The following is a 22861-nucleotide window of genomic DNA, read 5'->3' as shown; positions in this document are numbered from 1 at the left end:
GATGAAAAGAAAACTCTCCTTGATTTGTGCAGTGGCGGTGGGAATGGCTGGTTGGTACCCCTTCGCATCTTATGCGGAGCCCACGACAACCGCGGCTCCGGCAGCCGCCGCGACAGCGCCGGCTGCCGGCATGCTGACGGCTCCGACGCCGCAGATTGCCGATAGCCAACCTGCGGCAACCGTGGTTGACCCCGCGGCGCCGGTGGTGGTGACGGAGAATGTCCCAACCCGCGACGTGAAGCTCTCTTTCGCGAAAATTGCCCCGCCTCCGGGCAGTATGGTGCTGCGCGGCGCGCATCCCGACGGCGCGGTGGAGTTTGGCATGCGCAGCGACGAGGTGGTCACGAAAGCCCTGCTGAATCTCGAGTATACGCCGTCGCCTTCGCTGCTGCCGGTTCAGTCACAGCTGAAGGTTTACCTCAACGACGAGCTGATGGGCGTACTGCCGGTCACCAAAGAGCAGCTGGGTAAGAAAGTCAGTGCGCAGATCCCTGTCGACCCGCTGTATATCACCGACTTTAACCGCCTGCGGCTGGAGTTTGTCGGCCATTACCGCGATGTGTGTGAGAACCCGGCCAGCAGCACCCTGTGGCTGGACGTCGGGCGTAACAGCAACCTGGATTTGACCTACCAGGCGCTGGCAGTGCGTAACGACCTGTCGCGTTTCCCGGTGCCGTTCTTCGACGCCCGGGACAACCGACCGCTGACGTTACCGATGGTCTTTGCTGGGGCGCCGGATACGCAGCAACAGCAGGCGGCGGCGATCGTCGCCTCGTGGTTCGGCAGTAAGGCCGGCTGGCGCGGTCAGCAGTTCCCGGTCTATTTCAATGAACTACCGGATCGCAACGCCATTGTTTTTGCGACCAACGACAAACGCCCGGCGTTCCTGCGCGAACATCCGCCGGTGAAGGCGCCGACCATCGAAATGGTTGACCATCCGCATAACCCGTACGTGAAACTGCTGGTGGTCTTTGGGCGCGACGATAACGATCTGCTGCTGGCGGCAAAGGGGATTGCGCAGGGCAATATTCTGTTCCGCGGCAGCAGCGTGGTGGTGGATGGCGTCAAAGTGCTGCAGGCGCGTAAACCTTACGATGCGCCGAATTGGGTGCGTACCGACCGTGAGGTGACGTTTGGCGAACTGAAAACCTACGAACAGCAGCTGCAGTCCAGCGGTCTGGTTCCGGATTCGATTAACGTGGCGCTGAATTTACCGCCGGACCTCTATCTGCTGCGTGCTAACGGCATTGATATGCGGTTGAACTATCGCTACACCATGCCGCCGATGAAAGACAGCTCACGCATGGATATCAGCCTTAACGATCGGTTCCTGCAATCGTTTAGCCTCAATAGCTCTCAGGACGTCAATAAGCTGATATTGCGTCTGCCGGTGCTGCAGGGGCTGCTGGACGGCAAAGCGGAAGTGAATATCCCGGCGCTACGTCTGGGGGCGATGAACCAGTTACGTTTCGATTTCCAGTACATGAACCCGATGCCGGGCGGCTCCATCGACAACTGCATTACCTTCCAGCCGGTACAGAACCACGTGGTGATTGGCGACGACTCCACGATCGACTTCTCGAAGTATTACCACTTTATCGCCATGCCGGACCTGCGCGTGTTTGCCAACGCAGGCTTCCCGTATAGCCGGATGGCCGATCTGTCCGACACTCTGATTGTGGTGCCAAAGACGCCGACTCAGGGTCAGGTGGCGACGCTGCTGGAATCCGTTGGCGGCATCGGCGCGCAGACCGGCCTGGCGGCTATCAATCTGCAAATGACCGACGATGGCAGCAAGATTAAGGATAAAGATGCCGATCTGCTGCTGATTGGTTCGATTCCGCCAGCGCTGAAGGACGAGAGCAAGATTACCCTGCTGGTAGACGCGACCAGGAGCTGGGTGAAAATGCCGATGCGTCATTACGACCTGCCGAGCATTTACCCGGATGATGACGCCCGGGCGCCGAATACGCGTACCGATATCACCTCTTCGGGGCCGATGGCGGCCATTATCAGCTTCCAGTCGCCGTATCACGATCAGCGCAGCGTCGTGGCCCTGCTGGCGGATAGCGCCCGCGGCAACGAACTGTTGAATGAGGCCCTGAACGATAGCGGCAAACGGGCGGCGATGTTTGGCTCTGCCGCGGTTATTCGTGAATCCGGCGTCAACAGCCTGCGCGTAGGCGATGTGTATTATGTCGGCCACCTGCCGTGGTTTGAACGCATCTGGTTTGCCCTCGCCAACCATCCGGTGCTGCTGGCCATTCTGGCGGCGGTCAGTATCGTGCTGCTGGCGTGGGTGCTGTGGCGCATGCTGCGTATTGTCAGCCGCCGTCGTCTCCACCTGGATGATGAGTAAATCATGATGAACGCGGTACGCGGAGTCATCCTGACAGTCCTGATGCTGGCGGCGGCGCAGGCGAGCGCCGCCTGTCAGTGGCCGGCCTGGGAGCAATTTAAAAAAGAGTACGTGAGTGCGCAAGGGCGCGTGGTTGACCCCAGCGATCCGCGAAAAATCACCACCTCTGAAGGGCAAAGCTATGCCCTGTTCTTTGCGCTGGCGGCCAACGATCGCGCTGGCTTCGGTAAGCTGTTCCAGTGGACGCAGAACAACCTCGCGGCGGGCGATCTGCGCGCGCACCTGCCGGGCTGGCTGTGGGGTAAGAAAAGCGAGGACGAGTGGACCCTGCTGGATAGCAACTCCGCTTCTGATTCCGATTTATGGACCGCCTGGTCGCTGCTGGAAGCCGGACGTTTGTGGCAGATGCCGCAGTACACCGAGGTAGGCAAGGCGTTGCTGTCGCGTATTGCGGCTGAGGAAGTGGCGAATGTGCCCGGGCTGGGGCCGCTGGTGCTGCCTGGAAAGGTCGGTTTTGCTGACGATAAAGGCTGGCGCTTTAATCCCAGCTATCTCCCGCCGCAGCTGGCCAGCTACTTTACCCGCTTCGGCGCCCCCTGGCCGAAAGTCCGTGACAGCAACTTACGTTTACTGCTGGAGACGGCGCCCAAAGGCTTTTCTCCCGACTGGGTGCGTTACGAAAAAGGCCAGGGCTGGCAGCTGAAAGCGGACAAACCGATCGTCGGCAGCTATGACGCCATTCGCGTCTATTTGTGGGTCGGTATGCTGGATGCCGGTGATAAGCAGAAGGCGCGACTGGTGGAGCGTTTTAAACCGATGGCGGCGCAGACTCTCCGCCAGGGCGTGCCGCCGGAAAAAGTGAATATTGCCAGCGGTAAAACCAGCGGTCATGGCCCGGTCGGCTTCTCGGCGTCGGTACTGCCATTTTTGCAAGATGACGATGCGCGGGCCATTCAGCGCCAGCGCGTCGCCGATAACTATCCCGGTGCGGACGCTTACTACAGCGCAGTCCTGACCCTTTTCGGCCAGGGATGGGATCAACATCGTTTTCGCTTCACCGCGGGTGGCGAATTACGACCTGACTGGGACCAGGAATGCGCAAGTTCAGATTAAGTATTATCACGCTATCCCTGGGTATCGGTCTGCTGCCGCTGGTGCAGGCCGCGACGACGCCTGCTCAGGAGCACTTGCTGGAACAGGTTCGCCTGGGCGAGGCGAGTCATCGTGAAGATCTGGTTAAGCAATCGCTGTACCGCCTGGAGCTGATTGACCCGAATAATCCCGGGTTGATTGCCGCACGGATGCGCTATCTGCTGCGCCAGGGCGATACCGCTGAGGCGAAAAAACAGCTCGATAAGCTGGCAAAGCTGGCTCCGGACTCACCGGAGCTACAGGCCTCACGCAGTGAAATGAACCTCAACACTAACGACGGACGTCAGGAGCTACAGCAGGCCCGTCTGCTGGGCGTCTCGGGACGGGTGGAAGAAGGGGTGGCCGCTTTCGAAAAATTGTTCGGCGGCGTCCCCCCCGATCAAACCCTGGCGATTGAATACTGGGCGCTGGTGGCGCGTCTGCCGGCGCGGCATAAAGAAGCCGTCGCGCAGTTGCAGAAACTGGATGCCCGTAGTCCAGGCAATGCCGATCTGCAGGCGGCGCTGGCTAAACAGATGTTTGCTGACGATAAGCCGAAAGAAGGCTTTGCTTATTTAGAGCAGATGGCGCGCTCGGCCGCTGGCCGCGGTACCGCGGCCGATATGTGGCTTGACGAAATAAAAGAGATGCCGGTTAGCCGTGATAGCGTGCAGGCGCTGCAACGTTTTCTGCTGCTCTTCACCACCGGCGCCTCGGCGGCGGATGCCCGGGTGCTACTCGATCGGCAGCAGGCGCAGCAGCAGGACCCGGCATTCCGCACCCGCTCGGAAGGGCTGGCGGCGGTCAGGAACGATCGTTCCACCCGGGCGGTGGCCGATTTACAGCGGGCGATCCGCACCGATGCCAAAGATAGCGATGCCGTGGGGGCGTTGGGCCAGGCTTATTCACAGCGCGGCGACAGGGCCCGCGCCGTGGCCCAGCTGAGTAAAGCGATCGCCATGGACCCGGATAACCCGAGCCGTGGCAAATGGAACAGCCTGCTGCAGACCAACCGCTACTGGCTGTTGATCAAGCAGGGCGATAGCGCGCTGAAAGCCGGGCAGCTGGCGCAGGCGCAAAACTATTACGCGCAGGCGCAGCGGGTGGATAATACCGACAGCTATGCGCTCCTTGGGCTCGGCGATGTTGCCGCGGCGCGCAAAGATAATGCCGCCGCAGAGCGCTACTACCAGCGCACATTGCGTATGGATCGCGACAACAGCCTGGCGGTGCGCGGGCTGGCTAACCTGTATCGGGCGGAATCCGCGGACAAAGCCAGCGCCTTTATCGCCAGCTTACCCCCCGCCCAGCGACGCAGCATTGACGATATTGAACGTAGCCTGACCAACGAGCGGCTGGAGAAACAGGCTGAAGCGCTGGAAAGCCAGGGAAACTGGGCGCAGGCGGCGGAAGTGCAGCGTCGGCGTCTGGCGCTTGATCCGGATAGCGTCTGGATAACCTACCGTTTGTCCCGTGATTTGGTTAGCGCAGGCGAGCAGGCACAGGCCGATACGCTGATGCGCAATATGGTCAACCGCAGGCCCGGCGATGCCGAGCGCGTGTATGCCTGGGGCCTGTATTTATCCGCGAACAACCAGGACGATATGGCCCTTGCGCAGATTCACACTCTGCCGCGCGGTCAGTGGACGGATAATATCCGTGAGCTGGAGGCGCGACTGCAAAGCGATAAAGTGTTGCGTCAGGCCAACCTGCTGCGCGATAGCGGGCAGGAAGCACAGGCCATCGCATTGATTAAGCAGCAGCCGGCCTCGGTGCGCTACGCCCTGACCCTCGCGGACTGGGCGCAGCAGCGCGGCGATAGCCAGACGGCGATTGCCCAATACCGCGCGGTATTGCATCAGGAGGCAAACAACGGCGATGCCCGTCTGGGGCTGGCGGAAGTCTATCTCGCCGCGGGCGACGACTCTGCCGCGCGTGCGCAGGTCGCACAGCTGAAAGGCGGAGAGAACGATTCAATCAATATGCAGCGGCGGGTGGCGCTGGCCAAAGCCGGCTTTGGTGATACCGCCGGGGCGCAGCAAATCTTCAACCGCATCATCCCGCAGGCAAAAGCGCAGCCGCCGTCCATGGACAGTGCGCTGGTGCTGCGCGACGCGGCGCGCTTCCAGGCCCGCAGCGGCCAGCCGCAGCGGGCGCTGGAGAGTTACAAAGACGCGCTGGTGGCCTCCGGAGTGGCCCCGGCTCGTCCGCAGGATAACGACGCCTTTACCCGCCTGACCCGCAACGACAGCAGCGATGACTGGTTGAAGCGCGGGATCCGCAGCGATGCCGCAGATCTTTATCGCCAGCAGGATCTGAACGTCACCCTCGAACATGACTTCTGGGGATCCAGCGGCACCGGCGGCTATTCCGACCTGAAAGCGCATACCACCATGCTGCATGTGGACGCCCCGCTTGCCGATGGCCGAATGTTCTTGCGTACCGACCTGGTGAATATGGATGCCGGCCGCTTCTCAACTCACAGCGACGGCAGCTATTCCCCGAGCTGGGGCACCTGTGGCGAAATTGCCTGCACCAGCGGCAGCAAGAACCAGAGCGACGGTGGGGCCAGCGTTGCGGTGGGCTGGAAGAATGATACCTGGAGCGGCGATATCGGCACCACACCGATGGGTTTCAACGTGGTCGATGTGGTGGGGGGAGTGAGCTACAGCGACGATCTCGGGCCGGTCGGTTATACCCTGAATATGCACCGTCGACCGATTTCCAGCTCCCTGCTGGCTTTTGGCGGGCAGAAAGACAGCAGCAGCCATACCGGGAAAACCTGGGGTGGCGTGCGTGCCGACGGCGGCGGCATCAGCCTGAGTTACGACAAGGGCGAGGCCAACGGCGTGTGGTCTTCTCTGGGCGCCGATCGGCTCACGGGGAAAAACGTGGCGGACAACTGGCGCGTGCGCTGGATGACCGGGTATTACTATAAGCTTATCAACGAAGATAACCGTCGCGTCACCGTCGGCCTGAACAACATGCTCTGGCACTATGACAAAGACCTCAGCGGCTACACTCTGGGACAGGGCGGCTACTACAGCCCGCAGGAGTACGTCTCGTTCGCGGTGCCGGTTACCTGGCGTCAGCGCAGCGAAAGCTGGTCATGGGAGCTGGGCGGTTCCGTCTCCTGGTCCCATTCGCGGACCCAAACTCAGGCGCGCTATCCGCTGCTGAACCTGATCCCCTCAGAGTACCGCGCTGATGCGAGTCAGCTAACGGAAGAGGGCAGCAGCAGCCACGGCTTTGGCTATACCGCCCGGGCGCTGGTTGAACGGCGGGTCACCGGCAACTGGTTTGTTGGCGCGGCGGTGGATATTCAGCAGGCGAAGGACTATACCCCGAGCCACGCGCTGCTCTACGTTCGCTACTCGGCCTCCGGCTGGCAGGGCGATATGAATATGCCGCCGCAGCCGCTGGTCCCCTATGCTGATTGGTAGCAGATTAGGCTGAATTACGCGATCGGGCGTCACTCCACCCGCCTGTTCGCGTATACTCGTCATACTTCGAGTCGCCGAGGTATAGCGCCTGCGCTCGCGATCGGCCCGTTGGTGGGCCTTTGCTCCTCCGGGGCCAGCGTCAGCGCTGTTCAACAACGCCTGAGTCGTTTGCGTCCTGCGAGGCGAACGCGTTTGAGTATATAATCAGCCTGCTGCGGGGCGCCCCAGCGGATAAAGACCGGCGTTGATGGATCCGGGCCGGACATGCGTTAAGTATCAGTGGAGAACACAGTTGCGCGTCAGCCGTTCACTTACAATTAAACAGATGGCGATGGTCGCGGGCGTGTCCATGGCGTTTGTATTGGTTTTTTGCTCCATTTTGTTGTTTCACTTTGTGCAACAGAGTCGCCTCACCACGGCCACGCAATTAGAAAGTATCGCTCGTTCCGTTCGCGAACCGCTGTCAGCGGCTATCCTGAAAGCGGATATTCCCGAAGCGGAAGCCATTCTGGGCCATATTCAGCCTGCTGGTATCGTCAGCCGGGCGGATGTCGTTTTGCCAAATCAATTTCAGGCGCTGCGGATGCGCTTTATCCCTGAGCGTCCGGTGCCGGTGATGATCACCCGCATTTTCGAACTGCCGGTACAGATATCGCTGCCGATTTACTCGCTGGAGAGACCGGCCAACCCGCAGCCGCTCGCCTATCTGGTGCTGCAGGCCGACTCATACCAGACCTACAAATTTGTCATGAGCGTCCTTTCCACGTTAGTGACCGCTTACTTCTTGCTGGTGCTGATGCTGACGGTCGCCATCACCTGGTGCATCAACCGCCTGATTGTCCGTCCGCTGCGTAAAGTCGCCCGTGAACTCAACGATCTGCCGCAGCAGGCGCGCCTCGGGCACCAGCTGACAGTGCCGCGGCTGCACCATGATGATGAAATTGGCCTGTTGGTGCGGAGCTATAACCGCAACCAGCAGACCCTGCTGCGCCTGCATGATGAGCTTTCTTTGCAATCCACCCGTTTCCCGGTTTCCGAGCTGCCGAATAAAGCGTTTTTGATGGCGCTGCTGGAGCAGACGGTCGCCCGGCCGCAAACGTCAGCCCTGTTGGTCATCGCCTGCGAAACCTTGCAGGACACGGCGGGCGTGCTGAAAGAGACCCAGCGGGAGATACTGCTGCTGACTCTGGTGGAAAAGCTACGAGAAATTATCCCCTCGCGAATGGTGCTGGCTCAGATCAGCGGGTATGACTTTGCGATTCTGGCCCATGGGATGAGCGAGCCGTGGCAGGCGGTGACATTGAGTAAGCAAGTACTCACTGTCATAAATGAACGGCTGCCGTTGCACGGTATCCAGCTACGGCCCTGCGCCAGCGTGGGAATTGCGATGTTTAATGGCGAACTGAGCGCGGAGCAGCTCTATCGCCGGGCATTTTCCGCCGCTATCGCCGCGCGACGCAAAGGCAAAAATCAGATTGAGTTTTTTGACCCGGAGCAGATGGAAAAAGCCCAGCGTCGGCTGATGGAGGAGCACGATATTCTGACGGCGCTGGATAATCATCAGTTTGCTATCTGGCTACAGCCGCAGGTGGATACCGCCAGCGGCGAGGTCTGCGGGGCGGAAGTGCTGCTGCGTCAACGCCAGGCCGACGGTAGTTGGGCGCTGCCGGCAAATCTGATTGAACGTATTGAAACCTGCGGACTGATGGTGCCGGTCGGCTACTGGGTGATGGAAGAGGCCTGCCGCCAGCTGGCCGCCTGGCAAAGCCGCGGCATTATGCTGCCGCTGTCGGTGAATGTCTCACTGCTACAGCTGCTGCACCACGATCGTGGCGCCGAGATGCTGGCGTTACTGGCACGTTACCGTATCGCTCCCGGCACGCTGGTGCTGGAAATCACCGAAAGCCGTCGGCTGGACGATCCGCAGATGGTCGTGTCCCTGCTGCGTCCGCTGCGTGACGCCGGGGTTCGTATCGCCCTGGATGACTTTGGCATGGGCTACGCGGGTTTGCGTCAGCTCCAGCATATGAAATCGCTGCCGGTCGACATCCTGAAAATCGACAAGGCCTTCATCGATATGTTGCCCGACGATACCAGCATGGTCCCGGCGATTATCCAGCTGGCGCGTGGCCTGAAGCTGCGTATTGTTGCCGAAGGGGTTGAAAATCAGGCGCAGCATCTGTGGCTGAAGGAGGCCGGCGTCGAGGTTGTTCAGGGCTATCTGTTTGGCGGCGCCTTAGCGCAGGAGGCGTTTACGGCGCACTTTTTCCCGGCGAATGAAGAGGGTGCAAGTCTGTAATCGGCTGCGGACTTGTGCGAGTCAGCTCAAAGTTTTTAACAATTCCGTTGCATTTTCGCGGTTAGTTATTTCTGAAATGTTTCCCTGGTGTTACTTTTAAGCCACAGACGACATATACCCCTTCAAGGTCTGTGGTTATACCCAAAGGACACCCTATGAAAACCTCTCTCTTCAAAAGCCTCTATGTGCAGGTTTTGTCGGCCATTGCGATCGGTATTCTGCTGGGCCATTTCTACCCGGAACTGGGCGCGCAGATGAAACCTCTCGGCGATGCCTTCGTTAAACTGATAAAAATGGTGATTGCACCGGTTATCTTCTGTACTGTTGTGACGGGGATTGCCGGGATGGAAAGCATGAAGGCCGTTGGCCGTACCGGCGCGGTGGCGCTACTTTACTTCGAAGTTGTCAGCACCATCGCGCTGATTATCGGTCTGATTATTGTTAACGTGGTGCAACCCGGCGCCGGAATGAACGTTGACCCGGCGACCCTGGACGCCCATGCGGTGGCGGTCTACGCCGAGCAGGCAAAAGAACAGGGGATTGTCGCCTTCCTGTTGGATATTATCCCCGGCAGCGTCATCGGCGCCTTTGCCAGTGGCAACATTCTTCAGGTGCTGATGTTTGCCGTGCTGTTTGGTTTTGCGCTGCATCGTCTGGGCAGTAAAGGCCAGCTCATTTTTAACGTCATTGAAAGCTTCTCGCAGGTGATCTTCGGCATCATCAACATGATCATGCGCCTCGCGCCGATCGGCGCCTTTGGGGCCATGGCCTTTACCATCGGTAAATATGGCGTCGGCACCCTGGTGCAACTGGGCCAACTGATCGTCTGCTTCTATATCACCTGTATCCTGTTCGTGGTGGTGGTACTGGGCTCTATCGCCCGGGTGACCGGCTTTAGTATCTTCAAGTTTATCCGCTATATCCGCGAAGAGCTGCTGATTGTGCTTGGGACGTCCTCGTCTGAGTCGGCGCTGCCGCGCATGCTGGATAAAATGGAGAAGCTGGGCTGTCGTAAATCGGTGGTTGGGCTGGTTATTCCCACCGGTTACTCCTTTAACCTCGACGGGACATCGATCTACCTGACGATGGCGGCGGTGTTCATTGCCCAGGCGACCAACAGCCATATGGATATCTTCCATCAGGTCACTCTGCTGGTGGTGCTGCTGCTCTCTTCTAAAGGGGCGGCTGGCGTGACGGGGAGCGGCTTTATCGTGCTGGCGGCGACCATTTCGGCGGTCGGGCATTTACCGGTAGCCGGTCTGGCGCTGATTCTCGGGATTGACCGCTTTATGTCTGAAGCACGTGCGCTGACCAATCTGGTCGGTAACGGCGTCGCGACGATCGTGGTGGCGAAATGGGTCAAAGAGCTGGATAGCCAGCAGCTGGATGATGTCCTGAATAACCGCGTTCCGGCGAACAAATCGCACGAATTATCCTCTTAAATCCTTCTGTTAGGCCCGTTGTCCTTGCTGGACTCCGGGCTCCTGCGCATAATTAGGTATCATTCCTCCGGGTGGGGGAATGATACGAAATGATTATTTTACGTCTCCGTGCGACATTTTCATCTCCGCGTGGTCTAACCGACGTACTTCGTTCACCATATTTTTGGCAGCCCGCTTGTGGGTTGCTTTTGTAACCAGGAATGTTCATCAGGGGTTCACATGCAGGGCACAAAAATTCGACTGTTAACGGGTGGTTTGCTGATGATGGCAGCAGCCGGTTATGTGCAAGCAGAAGCGCTCCAGCCGGACCCGGCCTGGCAACAGGGGACTCTCGCGAACGGACTCCAGTGGCAGGTTTTAGCGACACCGCAGCGTCCCAGCGATCGTATTGAAGTCCGTCTGTTAGTGAATATCGGCTCGCTGAGCGAAAGCACTCAGCAGAGCGGCTTTAGCCACTTTATCCCGCGCCTGGCATTGACGCAAAGCGGCAGTCTGCCGACGATGCAGGCCCGTTCGCTGTGGCAGCAAAGCATCGACCCCGCTCGCCCGCTTCCGCCGGCGCTGGTCTCATATAGCTACACCATGTTTAATCTCAGCCTGCCGAATAACCGCAACGACCTGCTGAAAGAGGCGTTGAGCTGGCTGTCGGATACCAGCGGCAATCTGTCGGTGACCCCGGAAGCCGTGAATCACGCCCTGCAGGGCGAGGATATGGTGGCGACCTGGCCGCTGGACACCAAAGAGGGCTGGTGGCGCTATCGTCTGAAAGGCTCCACCATGCTGGGCCACGATCCCGCCGCTCCGCTGAAAAAGCCGGTCGATGTTGAGCAGCTGAAAGCGTTTTATCAGAAATGGTACACCCCGGATGCGATGACGCTAATCGTGGTGGGGAATGTTGATAGCCGCAGCGTGGCGGAGCAGATCAACAAAAACTTCGGTGAGCTGAAAGGCAAACGCGAAACGCCGGCGGCGGTGCCGACGCTGGCGCCGTTACCGACGACGCCGGTCAGCATTATGACCAATACGGTGCGTCAGGATAAGCTGTCGATCATGTGGGATTCCCCATGGCAGCCGATTCGTGACTCGGTTGCGCTGCAGCGCTACTGGCGTGATGACCTTGCGCGCGAGGCGCTGTTCTGGCACGTGCAGCAGAACCTGAGCCGAAGCAACATCAAAGACGTGAGCCTCGGCTTTGATTGCCGGGTGCTGTATCAGCGCGCGCAGTGCGCCATCAATATTGAATCCCCGGGCAATAAACTCAACGCTAATCTGACCGCCGTCTCCCGCGAGCTGGCGAAAGTGCGTGATAATGGCTTGCCGCAGGAGGAGTTCGATACCCTGATTGCGCAGAAGAACCTGGAGCTGCAAAAGCTGTTTGCGACCTATGCGCGCACCGACACCGATATCCTGATCAGCCAACGTATCCGTTCGTTGCAAAACCAGGTGGTGGATATCGCCCCGGAGCAGTATCAGAAGCTGCGTCAGGAGTTCCTGGATTCGCTGACCGTCGATATGCTGAACCAGTATCTGCGTCAACAGCTGTCGCAGGATATGGCGCTGGTGCTGCAACAGCCGCAGGGTGAGCCGGAATACAACATGAAGGAGTTGAAGGCGACCTGGGAGAAACTGATGATGCCCGTCCCTGCGCCGGCAACCGGCAGCAGCGATACGGCCGAGGCGCATAGCGAGGTGACGGATATTGCGCCTGCGCAGTAAGCAGCGGCAATCTCCGGTCTGCATAGGGCGACCGGGAAGCTCCCGGGCGGCGGGGTAACCCCTGGCCCGGGCGATATACTACATATACATACGGCACCGGTCGTAGCCCCGCCAGGCGCAGCGGCAGCGGGGGAGGCTGGCGAACGACGCGCGATCCCAGGACTACTTCGGCATTGCGTCACGCGGGATAATCGCCCCACGATACTGAATGACCGTACTGGCGGTCAGGTGGCCGCGTCTGGCGGCAGATTCCGCGTCACCGCCGGTCAGGCGTACGGCCAGATAGCCGGCGCTAAACGAATCGCCCGCGGCGGTGGTATCCACGACGCGCTCTTTGGGCAGCGTCACCGCCGGGACGTCCAGCAGCGGCTGGCCGGCAATCGCCACCAGACATGAATCCGCGCCGCGTTTTACCACCACTTCTTCTACGCCTGCGGCATGAGTACGGGCAATCACTTCATCGACCGGTTTCTCCCCCCATAGCGCATCTTCGTCATCCAGCGTCAGGAAGGCGATATCGGTGCAGGCCAGCATCTGCCGATAGACTTCGCGAGTCTCTTGCTGGCTGGCCCACAGGCGCGGACGGTAGTTATTGTCAAAAATCACCTTCCCGCCGTTAGCACGGCATTCGCGCAGCAGGGTCAGCAGCTTTTCACGACTGGCCGGGCTGAGGATGGCGAGGCTGATCCCGCTGAGATAGAGATAATCAAAGGTCGCCAGCTCTTCGCAGATCGCCGCGGACTGCTCGCTCTCCAGCCAGAATTTGGCCGCGGCCTCGTTGCGCCAGTAGTAAAACGTCCGCTCGCCGCTGTCGTCGGTTTCGATGTAGTACAGCCCCGGTAAACGATCGGTCATCCGCTGAATCAGGTCAGTTTGCACATTTTCATGCTGCCAGGCGTCCAGCATCTGCTGGCTGAATGCATCCGTGCCTAACGCCGTGACGTAATGGACGGCGAGGGCGTTGGCGTCGGTCTGACGCGCAATATAGACGGAAGTGTTTAAGGTATCGCCGCCAAATCCGCGGTTAACCGCCGCGTTTTTCTCTGACAGCTCAATCATACATTCGCCAATGACGGCAATTTTTTTAGACATAGTCATGACCTGAGATGGAATCGAAATTAGCGCTAGTGTGCGCTGCGCCGTTTTTATGGTCAACCATATTAAAACATCGTTCCATTATTTTTTTGACCTGACGCGCGTAATGTGACGAAAAACGCATTTGTCAGAGCAAGATGCGCTTTTCAACTATATTCAGGACTGACGAGACGCAAAGGAGTGGAGAGGGGATGACCAGAACCCGTAAAACGATTGCCATTATCTCGGGGACGATAATCTTACTGATTGTTCTGTTTTTTATCGTACTGGCGACCTTTGACTGGAATCGCCTGAAGCCGACGATTAATCAGAAGGTCTCCGCGGAGCTGAACCGGCCGTTTGCGATTCGCGGCGACCTGGGCGTGGTCTGGGAGCGTCAGGCCGGCGAACGCGGCTGGCGCAGCTGGATCCCGTGGCCGCACGTCCACGCCGAAGATATTATTCTCGGTAACCCGCCGGAGATCCCACAGGTCACGATGGTGCACCTGCCGCGCGTCGAAGCTACCCTGGCGCCGCTGGCGTTGCTCAGCAGAACGGTATATCTGCCGTGGATTAAGCTGGAGCAACCCGATGCCCGCCTGATTCGACTGTCAGAAAAAAATAATAACTGGACCTTTAATCTGGCCTCGGACAGCGCTTCCGCCAGCGGGAATCCGCCTTCCAGCTGGTCCTTCCGGCTGGATAATATTCTGTTCGATCGCGGGCGGATCGCCATTGATGACAAGGTGACGCGCGCGGATATTACGATCGCGGTCGATCCGCTCGGCAAGCCGCTGCCCTTTAGCGAAGTGACCGGCGAAAGCGGCAGCAGCGCTTCGCCAAAAGCCGGCGACTACGTTTTCGGCCTGCAGGCGAAGGGAACCTGGCGCGGAGAACCTCTCTCCGGGGACGGTAAAATCGGCGGCATGCTGGCCCTGCGCAGCGAGGGAACGCCGTTCCCGCTGCAGGGGGATTTCCGCTCCGGCAATACCCGGGTCGCCTTCACCGGTACGGTCAGCGATCCGCTTAATCTCGGCGGCGTCGATCTCCGGCTGAAGTTCTCCGGGGATTCGCTAGGGGACCTTTACGATCTGACCGGCGTGGTGCTGCCCGATACGCCGGCCTTCTCGACCGATGGCCACCTGCGCGCCACGTTTAATGACAACAAGGGCTCGCGCTTCGCCTATCGCGATTTTAATGGCCGTATTGGCAATAGCGACATTCATGGCTCTCTGACCTATACCACCGGCAAACCACGACCGAAGCTGGCAGGCGATGTGACCTCACGCCAGCTGCGGCTGGTGGACTTAGGGCCATTGATTGGCGTTAACCCGGGGGGCAAATCCAGCAGCAGCGAGCGGCGTAAAGGCGAGTCGTCGCCGCAGCCCGTGGGGAAGGTGTTGCCCTACGATCGTTTCGCTACCGATAAATGGCAGCTGATGGATGCCGATGTGCGCTTTAAGGGTGGGCGGATTGAACATGGCGGCACGTTGCCGATTAGCGACCTTTCTACCCATGTGATCCTTGAACGGGGTGACCTGCGCCTGCAGCCGCTGCGCTTTGGCCTGGCGAACGGTACTATCGCCGGCACGCTCCATCTCCAGGGCAATAAGAAACCGATGCAGGGGGAAGCCAACCTGCAGGCGCGGCGGCTGAAGCTGAAGGCCCTGATGCCGAAGGTGGAGATGATGCAGAAGACCCTCGGAGAGATGAATGGCGACGTGCAGTTGCGCGGTACCGGCAATTCGGTGGCGGCGCTGTTGGGTAACAGCAACGGCAATCTGAAGCTGCTGATGAACGATGGCCTGATTAGCCGCAACCTGATGGAAATCCTCGGCCTGAACGTGGGGAACTATGTTATCGGGCAGATTTTTGGCGACGATGAGGTGCGGGTGAACTGCGCAGCGGCAAACCTCAATGTGGTTAACGGCGTGGCGCGGCCACAGATTTTCGCCTTTGATACCGAAAATGCGCTGATTAACGTGACCGGAACCGCCAGCTTTGCTTCGGAGCAGCTTGATCTGACCATCGACCCGGAGAGCAAGGGATTGCGTATTATTACGCTGCGCTCCCCGCTGTATGTCCGTGGGACCTTTAAATCGCCAGAAGCCGGCGTGAAGGCCGGTCCGCTGATTGCTCGCGGGGCGGTCGCGGCGGCACTGGCGACTTTGGTCACCCCGGCGGCGGCGCTGCTGGCGCTGGTGTCGCCGGCAGAAGGCGATGCGAATCAGTGTCGGACGATTTTGTCACAGATGAAAAAATAGGTGGGCGGAGAAAGAAAGCTGCCCGGCGCGGCGCGCCGGGCAGCAGGGGATTACAGCGACTGATGGCGCGTTTCGTGGGTCAGCAGCAGAGCGATCAGCGTCAGGCCGGCCATCGCCGCCAGATAGATGCCGACCGCCGTCAGGCCGTAGTTGCCCTGTAGCCAGGCGGCAATATACGGTGCGACGGAGGCGCCGAGAATCGACGAGACGTTATAAGAGAACGATGCGCCGGTGTAGCGGACTTCCGTCGGAAACAGCTCCGGCAGCAGCGCGCCCATAGGCCCGAAAGTTAGCCCCATCAGGCTCAGACCCAGCAGCAGGAAGGCGAAGACCAGAACCGGCTGGCCGGAGCCCAGCAGCGGTTTAAAGGCGAACAGCGCGAAGAGGATAATCATCGTGGTAATCACGATCATGCTCTTACGCCGCCCAAAGGCATCGGCCAGCAGGCCCGCGACCGGCACCATCACGCCAAAACCAATGACCGCCATCATCAGCATCCACAGCACTTCGTTCCGCGGCAGGCCCAGGCCGATTGGCGCGGCGCCGGTGCTGAACGTCATGGAGTAGACGGTCATGATATAAAACAGGGTGTAGGTGGCCAGCATGATGAAGGTACCGAGCACGGTCACGCGCACATGCTTCGTCAGCAGGGTCCCCAGCGGGATTTTGACCTGTTTCTTCGCGGCGGCGATTTTGGCGAACACCGGCGTCTCGTGCAGCGACACGCGCACATACAGCCCGATAATCACCAGCACGGCGGAGAAGATAAACGGTACCCGCCAGCCCCATTCCATAAACTGCTGGTCGGTCAGCAGCCAGGAGAGTAGCAGAAACGTGCCGTTGGCAAAGAAGAAGCCGATAGGCGCGCCGAGCTGCGGGAAAGAACCGTACAGCGCGCGCTTGCGCGGCGGCGCGTTCTCGGTCGCCAGCAGCGCCGCGCCGCCCCATTCACCGCCGAGGCCCAGACCCTGACCAAAACGCGCCAGCGCCAGTAGCATCGGCGCCAGAATGCCAATGCTTTCATAACCTGGCAGCAGGCCGATCACCACCGTGGAGATGCCCATGGTCAGCAGCGAGGCGACCAGGGTGACTTTGCGCCCGACGCGATCGCCGAAGTGGCCGAATAGCGCAGAGCCTATCGGACGTGCGACGAAGGCAATGGCGAACGTGGCCAGCGACTGGAGCGTCGCGGCGGCAGGGTCGCCCTGCGGGAAGAAAATGTGCGGAAACACGATCACCGCGGCGGTGGCGTAGATGTAGAAGTCGAAGAACTCAATGGCGGTGCCGATGAGTGAGGCGACGACGACTTTATTGCGCGAATTAACCGGGGTTTCCTGCGCGTTGTCGAGTGTGGTGGCTGTGGCTTGCATAGATCTTTCTTATTTTTAGCGAACGAAGGGTCATATAGCCACAGCAAAAGGGACATTTCAATCTGTTACAGGGGAGGGTGGCGGCGAAAAAATGGCCAAAAAGCGGATAATTTTCGCTCCGTAAAAATAACTTCCATTAAATGCTTCACATAAATATAAAAATAGCAGATAAATCCAGTTTTGAGTTAAATAAAAGTTACGTGTTGGATTTATCTGCTGAAATGATGAAAGGGGCCGAATGTTGCGTCTTTATTCAGCCCGTGAAGGTATCAATCGTGGGTTTTACCCGGCATGCGGCGGTCATCTTTGTATTCGGCGGTGGCAATCCACGCCGCGCAGAACAGCGTCAGACGGGCGAAGAAATAGAAGAAAGCCATCAGCCCCAATACCGAGCCAAAGGCGGCGCCGGAAGGCGATTTCACTAACGCAGGCAGCGTCCAGGTCATGATAATTTTGATGATCTCAAAGCCGATGGCCGCAATCAGGGTGCCGCGAATCAGCGCCTTGCGCCGCGGGCGGTGGCGCGGCAGGCGCCAGAAGATCCAGAAGAACAGCAGATAGTTGGCGAATATTGAGATAGCCAGGCCGATCAGGCGCCAGGCCGGTTTCAGCCACTCAATATTATCGAGATACAGCGCGGAGATGATCAGCTGCTGCGCGGAACCGGCGACCGAGGTGATCGACAAGGTCACCACCAGCGCCACCAGCAGGCCGATCAACGAGATAAAATCGCGGAAGTATTTCACCCAAATTTTTTCCTGATCCTGCGGCGTACGTTCCCATACGTCCCGCGACTGGGCGCGAATCGCCTCCCGCAGGTTGCCCATCCAGTTAATGCCGGAATAAAGCGCCACCAGCAGCCCCACCAGACCGACGGCGGTGCGCTGCTGGACGGCGGTATTAATGGTGTTTTTCAGCGTTGCCGCCAGCGTCGGATCGCTGACGTTGAGCAGGATTTTATCAAAGATATCCTGCAGCAGCGTCGGGTGCCAGGCGAGGACAAAACCGGCGGCGGCAAAGGAGACCATCAGGATGGGGATCATCGACAGAAACGAGAAATAGGTGATGGCCGCGCCGAACTGGTTTCCCAGCCTGTCGTTGAAGCGTTCGGCTGCGCGCAGCAGGTGGGCGATAATCGGGTTACGCTGGACTTTTTCCGCCGTCCCGGTCACGGTCTTCAACGCCTGGTTGGCCTTCTGCGCCACCGCAGAATCGTTAATGGCCGCCAGCGGGCTTTTGCTTTTTGCCGCCGGCTGCTCCGGATCCGGGGTCGGGCGTTGCGTGTCGTTTTCCGATGTCATTCGTTATTTCTTCCTTTTTTTACCGCGATATTCTTCAAAATTATATACGTAAAATCGTTCATCGGCCGCCGAAGCGGCAAACCCACCAGCGGATGGTCGGTCTGGTCACGGGTTGCGGCGCTTAATCGATATACGTTTTCAGCACGTCGCCCAGCCATTCCATGAACAGGTGCACCCGCCGTGAAAGATTGCGCCGATGCGGGTAGATCAGCGAGACCGGCAGCGGCTCTGCGCGGTACTGCGGCAGAATATCAATCAACTCGGCGGTACGCAGCGCTTCGCGCACGCCGATGCGGGGAACCTGGATGATCCCGAGACCCGCCAGACAGGCGGCCTGGTAGGTTTCGGTACTGTTAACGGTGAGCGTACCGCCGGTTTTCACCCAGCGAACGACCCCCTCACTCATCACCTCAAAGCCCAGCGGGCGAACGCCGAGAGTGCTCGCATAGTGGATCAGGGCGTGATCGGCCAGATCGTCGAGAGCGGTTGGGTAGCCGAATCGCGCCAGATACTGCGGGCTGGCGCAGTTAACCTGCGTCAGTTTGCCCAATGGCCGGGCGATCAGACCAGAATCTTTCAGCGCGCCGATGCGCACGACACAGTCAAAGCCTTCGCGAATCACGTCAACCAGCCGATCGCTGCTGCTCAGCTCCAGTTCAATGCCCGGATACTGCTGCAAAAAAGCCGGCAGGCGCGGAATAATCCATTTTTTGGCCAGCTCGACCGGCATATCTACGCGTAAACGGCCGCTGATACTGGAGGGATCGTGCTGAAACATTCCGTCCAGCTCATCGAGATTGCTCAGCAGATCTTTGGCGCGTTCGTAATAGACCATCCCGTCCTGGGTGAGCTGGACCCGGCGCGTGGTGCGGTGCAGCAGGCGTGCGCCAAGGTGGCTCTCCAGCGCCTGAATCTGGCGCGAAACGCTCCCTTTAGGCAGGCCCAGGGTATCGGCGGCGCGGGAAAAACTCTCCAGTTCCGCTACGCGAATGAACAGCTGCATTGCGTGAATTTTATCCATGCTGAAACCCTATTGTTGTTTCAACTGAAACAGTAAAACGTAATTTAGCCTATTTATTGATTAACTTGCAGCTAATAAGCTCTTCAGACAGGCAAATGTAACCGAGAAGGGGTTTTCTGATGACACAACGTATTGCTTTAGTGACCGGCGGCAGCCGTGGACTGGGGAAAAACGCCGCGCTGAAGCTGGCGGCGAAGGGTACTGATATTATTCTCACTTACCATAGCAACCGGCAGGCAGCCCTGGAAGTGGTCAACGAAATCGAGAAAAAAGGGGTGAAAGCGGCGGCATTAGCGCTGAACGTCGGTGATGCTGCAAGTTTCGACGCCTTTGCTCAGGATGTTGCCAGCCTCCTGCAACAGCGCTGGCAGCGCGATACCTTTGATTATTTATTGAACAATGCCGGTATCGGTTTGAACGCCCCTTTTGCCCAGACCAGCGAAGCGCAGTTTGACGAGCTGATGAACATCCATCTGAAGGGCCCGTTCTTCCTGACCCAGCGTCTTTTACCGCTGCTGGCGGATAAGGGCCGGATCCTCAACGTCTCAAGCGGACTGGCGCGTTTCGCGCTGCCGGGCTATTCCGCCTATGCCGCGATGAAGGGGGCGATGGAGGTACTGACCCGCTACCAGGCAAAAGAGCTGGGGGAACGAGGGATTTCCGTCAATATCATTGCGCCGGGGGCGATTGAGACCGACTTTGGTGGCGGCGTGGTGCGGGATAATGCCCAGGTCAACCAGCATATTGCCGCGCAAACGGCGCTGGGCCGGGTAGGACTGCCGGACGACATCGGCGATGCGATCGCGGCGCTGTTGAGCGATGAGCTGGCATGGATGAACGCCCAGCGCGTTGAAGTCTCCGGCGGGATGTTCCTGTAATCGTTGAGGGCCTCTCCGGGAGGAGAGGCGTAACGTCCGTCCGCCAGCACCAGGGTCCTGGCCACACTCTGGCACCGGTCCGCAAGCTGCTTAGGGAATGGAATGGCGGTAATCGCGACGCAGCAAGCCAAACAGCCAGTCGTTATGCCAGCGGCCGTTCAGCCAGTAACATTCGCGTAGCTCCCCCTCCTGCAGAAACCCGGTCTTCTGTAACAGCTTCTTCGACGCCAGATTGCCGGCGGTGACGGTGGCCGTCAGGCGCCGCACGCCTCCCGCGCTAAAAGCAAAGTCGCACAGCGCACGCAGGGATTCATAACCATAGCCGTGACCTTGCGCCTCGGGGGTAAACAAAAATCCGACTTCCGCACAATCGTCTTCATGGTGTCGGTAACCGGTCAGGCCAAGCGGCTGGTGGCTTTGCCGGTCGCGAACGACCAGACACAGCCACTGTTTCGTTCCTGGCGACCACGGCGGCAGGCGCGAATCAAAGGCCTCGCGAATTTCGCGCTGCGGGCGCGCATCGGCAATATAGAGCATCACCTGCGGGTCCCGCTGCAGCGCGAGAAAAAAGGACCAGTCGTCCAGCTGCAGCGGTGAACAGCGCAGCCGTGGCGTAAGCAATTCGGGCATCAGAACGATTCCTGCGAGGGACGAGGATATGACTGACCATAGCAGGAGATGACTTTCACCAACAGCACCTGGTTATAAGGGCTCGCCATACAGCCCGATCAGCCGACGAACCACGCCGTTGGTCCAGCCGAAGCCGTCCTGCAGCGGATATTCGCCGCCGCCGCCCTCGTGCGGGACGCTGCTGGCGATATGGTATTTCTCAATCAGCTTATGGTGCTGCTTGTAGAAATGATTCACCGTCTGCAGCCAGCTGTGCGCAATCTCGTCGCCGAGCGGATCCTGGCCGTACATTTTAAACCCCTGTACCGCCATCCACTGCAGCGGCGCCCAGCCGTTGGGCTTATCCCACTGTTCTCCGCTGTCGTATTCGGTCGCCATGATGCCGCCTGGGGTCAGCAGACGAGCGCGCACAACGTCGGCGAGCCGCTCGGCCTGTTCGTGCGTGGCCATGCCAACGTACAGCGCCACGATGCTGGCCGCGGAAAACAGCGCCAGCTGTTCGCGTCGCCAGTCGTAATCCCGAAAACAGCCGCTCTCTTCATCCCACAGATAGCGGTTCACCGCTGCCCGCCGGTCGTTGGCCTTCTGGCGAAACGCGGCTTCGGCTTCCCGGTCGCCTTTCAGCGCGGAAATATTGGCGATGGTATTCTCCAGTTTGAACAGAAACGCGTTCAAATCGATGGGGATAAACTGGGTGGTGCGGATGCTTGCCAGCCGGGTGATATCGCGCAGCCAGCGGCTGGAGTAGTCCCAGCCGGAGGCGGCGCCGGCGCGCAGGTCGCGATACACTTCGTTCGCCGGGCGGCCGGAGTGGCGCGCCGTTTCCACATCTTCGCGCCAGGATTCATCCCGCGGCGTATCGCGGTCGTCCCAGTAGCGGTTAAGCAGCGAACCGTCCGGCATGCGCACCACGTGGCGATAGGCCTGATTCGGGATCAGCGATTCGGCGCCATCCATCCAGAACTGATACTCCAGTTTCAGATGGTCGAGATAGCGCCGCGCGCCGCGCACGCCATCCTCCTCAAACAGCTCAACCATCAGGGCAAAAACCGGCGGCTGCGAGCGGCTGAGGTAGTAGGTACGGTTGCCGTTGGGGATATGACCGTAGGTTTCAATCATCCAGGCGAAGTTATCCGCCATACATTTCAGCAGGTCTTCGCGGCCGCTCTCCGCCAACCCCAGCATGGTGAAATACGAATCCCAGTAGTAGGTCTCGCTAAAGCGGCCGCCGGGAACGATATATGACTGCGGCAGCGCCAGCAGCGACGACCAGGGAATATGATCCTGCGGCTCGCGGGTGAGGATCGGCCAGAGATGATCGATATGCTCTTTCAGCGATCGCTGGGGATCGGAAACGTACTCGCCGGTGCGGTGGTCCGGCAGCCAGAAGTGCTCTTCGACAAACTGGCGCAGATCGAACCCGGGGGTATGCTTCAGCCGACGGTAGCGGATTAAAATATCCAGCGGGTCCTGTTTTGGCGCGCAGTCGGGGAAGGTTTTGCTGTCGAGGAAGATGCGCGAGCGCTGCACGTGGGTAAACAGTTCCAGGTAACGATCGGCAGGGGTAAGGGCGTCGGAGGCCGGAAAGCCTTCGATAATCTCCGGCTCCGGTTCGGCGTCGAACATTTCATCCAGTTTTAACTCATACGGATCGGCTTCGTAGCACAGATCGACCTCGATCTTTAACTCATCGCCATTGTCGTTGCGTAATGTCTGGCTGGACATAGGGATACGGACCTCCGGATCGCGTCAGTTCAGGGTGCCGGGCCTCTCCCGGCCTGACTATTAAGCTTAGTCATTCGCTTCGGTATGCGGGAGTAAAAGTGTGCGTTAGCTCACGCTTCTTCACGGTGCGTTGAAGTGAAGTTATAATTAATCCATTGATTTTGTTTGCTAAATTAAATTTAATTGCCCCGAAGCGAGAGCGCAAATT

General features: G+C 59.1%; 14 protein-coding genes. 8 read left to right on the top strand and 6 right to left on the bottom strand.

Annotation, left to right across the window (positions count from 1 at the left end; all coding sequences use genetic code 11):
• Position 1 precedes the first annotated feature (1 nt).
• The 6 genes from bcsB to ACI2JR_RS05030 all read left to right on the top strand — a co-directional run bounded on the left by bcsB (position 2) and on the right by ACI2JR_RS05030 (position 12390).
• Positions 2–2359, top strand: coding sequence for a cellulose biosynthesis cyclic di-GMP-binding regulatory protein BcsB (bcsB, locus tag ACI2JR_RS05055; RefSeq protein ID WP_462478035.1), 2358 nt, complete (start codon positions 2–4; stop codon positions 2357–2359).
• Between the two features lie 3 nt (positions 2360–2362).
• A complete protein-coding gene (gene bcsZ / locus ACI2JR_RS05050; RefSeq protein WP_165905703.1) occupies positions 2363–3472 on the top strand; it encodes a cellulose synthase complex periplasmic endoglucanase BcsZ in 1110 nt (369 codons plus the stop codon).
• Positions 3454–6933, top strand: a complete 3480-nt coding sequence (gene bcsC, locus ACI2JR_RS05045; protein WP_462478034.1) for a cellulose synthase complex outer membrane protein BcsC — start codon at positions 3454–3456, stop codon at positions 6931–6933. Before bcsZ ends, bcsC begins: the two co-directional genes overlap by 19 nt.
• Before the next feature lie 292 nt (positions 6934–7225).
• A complete protein-coding gene (gene hmsP, locus ACI2JR_RS05040; protein ID WP_207896644.1) occupies positions 7226–9232 on the top strand; it encodes a biofilm formation regulator HmsP in 2007 nt (668 codons plus the stop codon).
• A 155-nt stretch (positions 9233–9387) separates the two neighbouring features.
• On the top strand, positions 9388–10674 hold the full coding sequence (locus ACI2JR_RS05035) for a dicarboxylate/amino acid:cation symporter (RefSeq protein ID WP_132729377.1): 1287 nt from the start codon (positions 9388–9390) through the stop codon (positions 10672–10674).
• Positions 10675–10893: 219 nt separating this feature from the next.
• On the top strand, positions 10894–12390 hold the full coding sequence (locus tag ACI2JR_RS05030; RefSeq protein ID WP_132729378.1) for a M16 family metallopeptidase: 1497 nt from the start codon (positions 10894–10896) through the stop codon (positions 12388–12390).
• A 162-nt stretch (positions 12391–12552) separates the two neighbouring features.
• Here ACI2JR_RS05030 and ACI2JR_RS05025 read toward each other — a convergent pair whose 3' ends face one another.
• Positions 12553–13482: a sugar kinase gene (locus tag ACI2JR_RS05025; protein ID WP_462478033.1), complete on the bottom strand. Its 930-nt coding sequence runs from the start codon at positions 13480–13482 to the stop codon at positions 12553–12555.
• A 194-nt stretch (positions 13483–13676) separates the two neighbouring features.
• Here ACI2JR_RS05025 and ACI2JR_RS05020 point away from each other — a divergent pair, with 194 nt between their 5' ends.
• Positions 13677–15728, top strand: a complete 2052-nt coding sequence (locus ACI2JR_RS05020) for an AsmA family protein (RefSeq protein WP_462478032.1) — start codon at positions 13677–13679, stop codon at positions 15726–15728.
• A 50-nt stretch (positions 15729–15778) separates the two neighbouring features.
• Here ACI2JR_RS05020 and ACI2JR_RS05015 read toward each other — a convergent pair whose 3' ends face one another.
• The 3 genes from ACI2JR_RS05015 to ACI2JR_RS05005 all read right to left on the bottom strand — a co-directional run bounded on the left by ACI2JR_RS05015 (position 15779) and on the right by ACI2JR_RS05005 (position 19420).
• Positions 15779–17098 (bottom strand): MFS transporter, encoded by a 1320-nt coding sequence (locus ACI2JR_RS05015; protein WP_132729381.1) that lies wholly within the window; start codon positions 17096–17098, stop codon positions 15779–15781.
• A gap of 269 nt (positions 17099–17367) precedes the next feature.
• Entirely contained in the window at positions 17368–18399 is a 1032-nt protein-coding gene (gene yhjD, locus ACI2JR_RS05010; RefSeq protein WP_132729382.1) for an inner membrane protein YhjD, read from the bottom strand.
• A 121-nt stretch (positions 18400–18520) separates the two neighbouring features.
• Positions 18521–19420, bottom strand: coding sequence for a LysR family transcriptional regulator (locus ACI2JR_RS05005; RefSeq protein WP_462478031.1), 900 nt, complete (start codon positions 19418–19420; stop codon positions 18521–18523).
• 119 nt (positions 19421–19539) lie between these two features.
• Between ACI2JR_RS05005 and ACI2JR_RS05000 the strand changes: the two genes are divergently transcribed.
• Positions 19540–20298, top strand: coding sequence for an SDR family NAD(P)-dependent oxidoreductase (locus tag ACI2JR_RS05000; RefSeq protein ID WP_462478030.1), 759 nt, complete (start codon positions 19540–19542; stop codon positions 20296–20298).
• Positions 20299–20388: 90 nt separating this feature from the next.
• On the opposite strand, the gene ACI2JR_RS04995 is transcribed toward ACI2JR_RS05000, so the two are convergent.
• Positions 20389–20928, bottom strand: coding sequence for a GNAT family N-acetyltransferase (locus tag ACI2JR_RS04995; protein WP_462478029.1), 540 nt, complete (start codon positions 20926–20928; stop codon positions 20389–20391).
• Between the two features lie 72 nt (positions 20929–21000).
• Positions 21001–22653 (bottom strand): alpha,alpha-trehalase, encoded by a 1653-nt coding sequence (locus ACI2JR_RS04990; RefSeq protein ID WP_132729386.1) that lies wholly within the window; start codon positions 22651–22653, stop codon positions 21001–21003.
• Positions 22654–22861 lie beyond the last annotated feature (208 nt).

Origin of the sequence: Klebsiella sp. NPDC088457, assembly GCF_044900465.1 — a bacterium.
In the GTDB taxonomy this organism is placed as follows: Bacteria; Pseudomonadota; Gammaproteobacteria; order Enterobacterales; family Enterobacteriaceae; genus Klebsiella.
The sequence above is the reverse complement of the archived record's forward strand: the minus strand, read 5'-3'. Positions and strand labels throughout refer to the sequence as shown.

Excerpts from the sequence above, each read along its gene's own strand:
- bcsB (WP_462478035.1), top strand. The coding sequence starts at position 2 with ATGAAAAGAAAACTCTCCTTGATTTGTGCAGTGGCGGTGGGAATGGCT.
- bcsZ (WP_165905703.1), top strand. The coding sequence starts at position 2,363 with ATGATGAACGCGGTACGCGGAGTCATCCTGACAGTCCTGATGCTGGCG.
- bcsC (WP_462478034.1), top strand. The coding sequence starts at position 3,454 with ATGCGCAAGTTCAGATTAAGTATTATCACGCTATCCCTGGGTATCGGT.
- ACI2JR_RS05035 (WP_132729377.1), top strand. The coding sequence starts at position 9,388 with ATGAAAACCTCTCTCTTCAAAAGCCTCTATGTGCAGGTTTTGTCGGCC.
- ACI2JR_RS05030 (WP_132729378.1), top strand. The coding sequence starts at position 10,894 with ATGCAGGGCACAAAAATTCGACTGTTAACGGGTGGTTTGCTGATGATG.
- ACI2JR_RS05025 (WP_462478033.1), bottom strand. The coding sequence starts at position 13,482 with ATGTCTAAAAAAATTGCCGTCATTGGCGAATGTATGATTGAGCTGTCA.
- ACI2JR_RS05020 (WP_462478032.1), top strand. The coding sequence starts at position 13,677 with ATGACCAGAACCCGTAAAACGATTGCCATTATCTCGGGGACGATAATC.
- ACI2JR_RS05015 (WP_132729381.1), bottom strand. The coding sequence starts at position 17,098 with ATGCAAGCCACAGCCACCACACTCGACAACGCGCAGGAAACCCCGGTT.
- yhjD (WP_132729382.1), bottom strand. The coding sequence starts at position 18,399 with ATGACATCGGAAAACGACACGCAACGCCCGACCCCGGATCCGGAGCAG.
- ACI2JR_RS05005 (WP_462478031.1), bottom strand. The coding sequence starts at position 19,420 with ATGGATAAAATTCACGCAATGCAGCTGTTCATTCGCGTAGCGGAACTG.
- ACI2JR_RS05000 (WP_462478030.1), top strand. The coding sequence starts at position 19,540 with ATGACACAACGTATTGCTTTAGTGACCGGCGGCAGCCGTGGACTGGGG.
- ACI2JR_RS04995 (WP_462478029.1), bottom strand. The coding sequence starts at position 20,928 with ATGCCCGAATTGCTTACGCCACGGCTGCGCTGTTCACCGCTGCAGCTG.
- ACI2JR_RS04990 (WP_132729386.1), bottom strand. The coding sequence starts at position 22,653 with ATGTCCAGCCAGACATTACGCAACGACAATGGCGATGAGTTAAAGATC.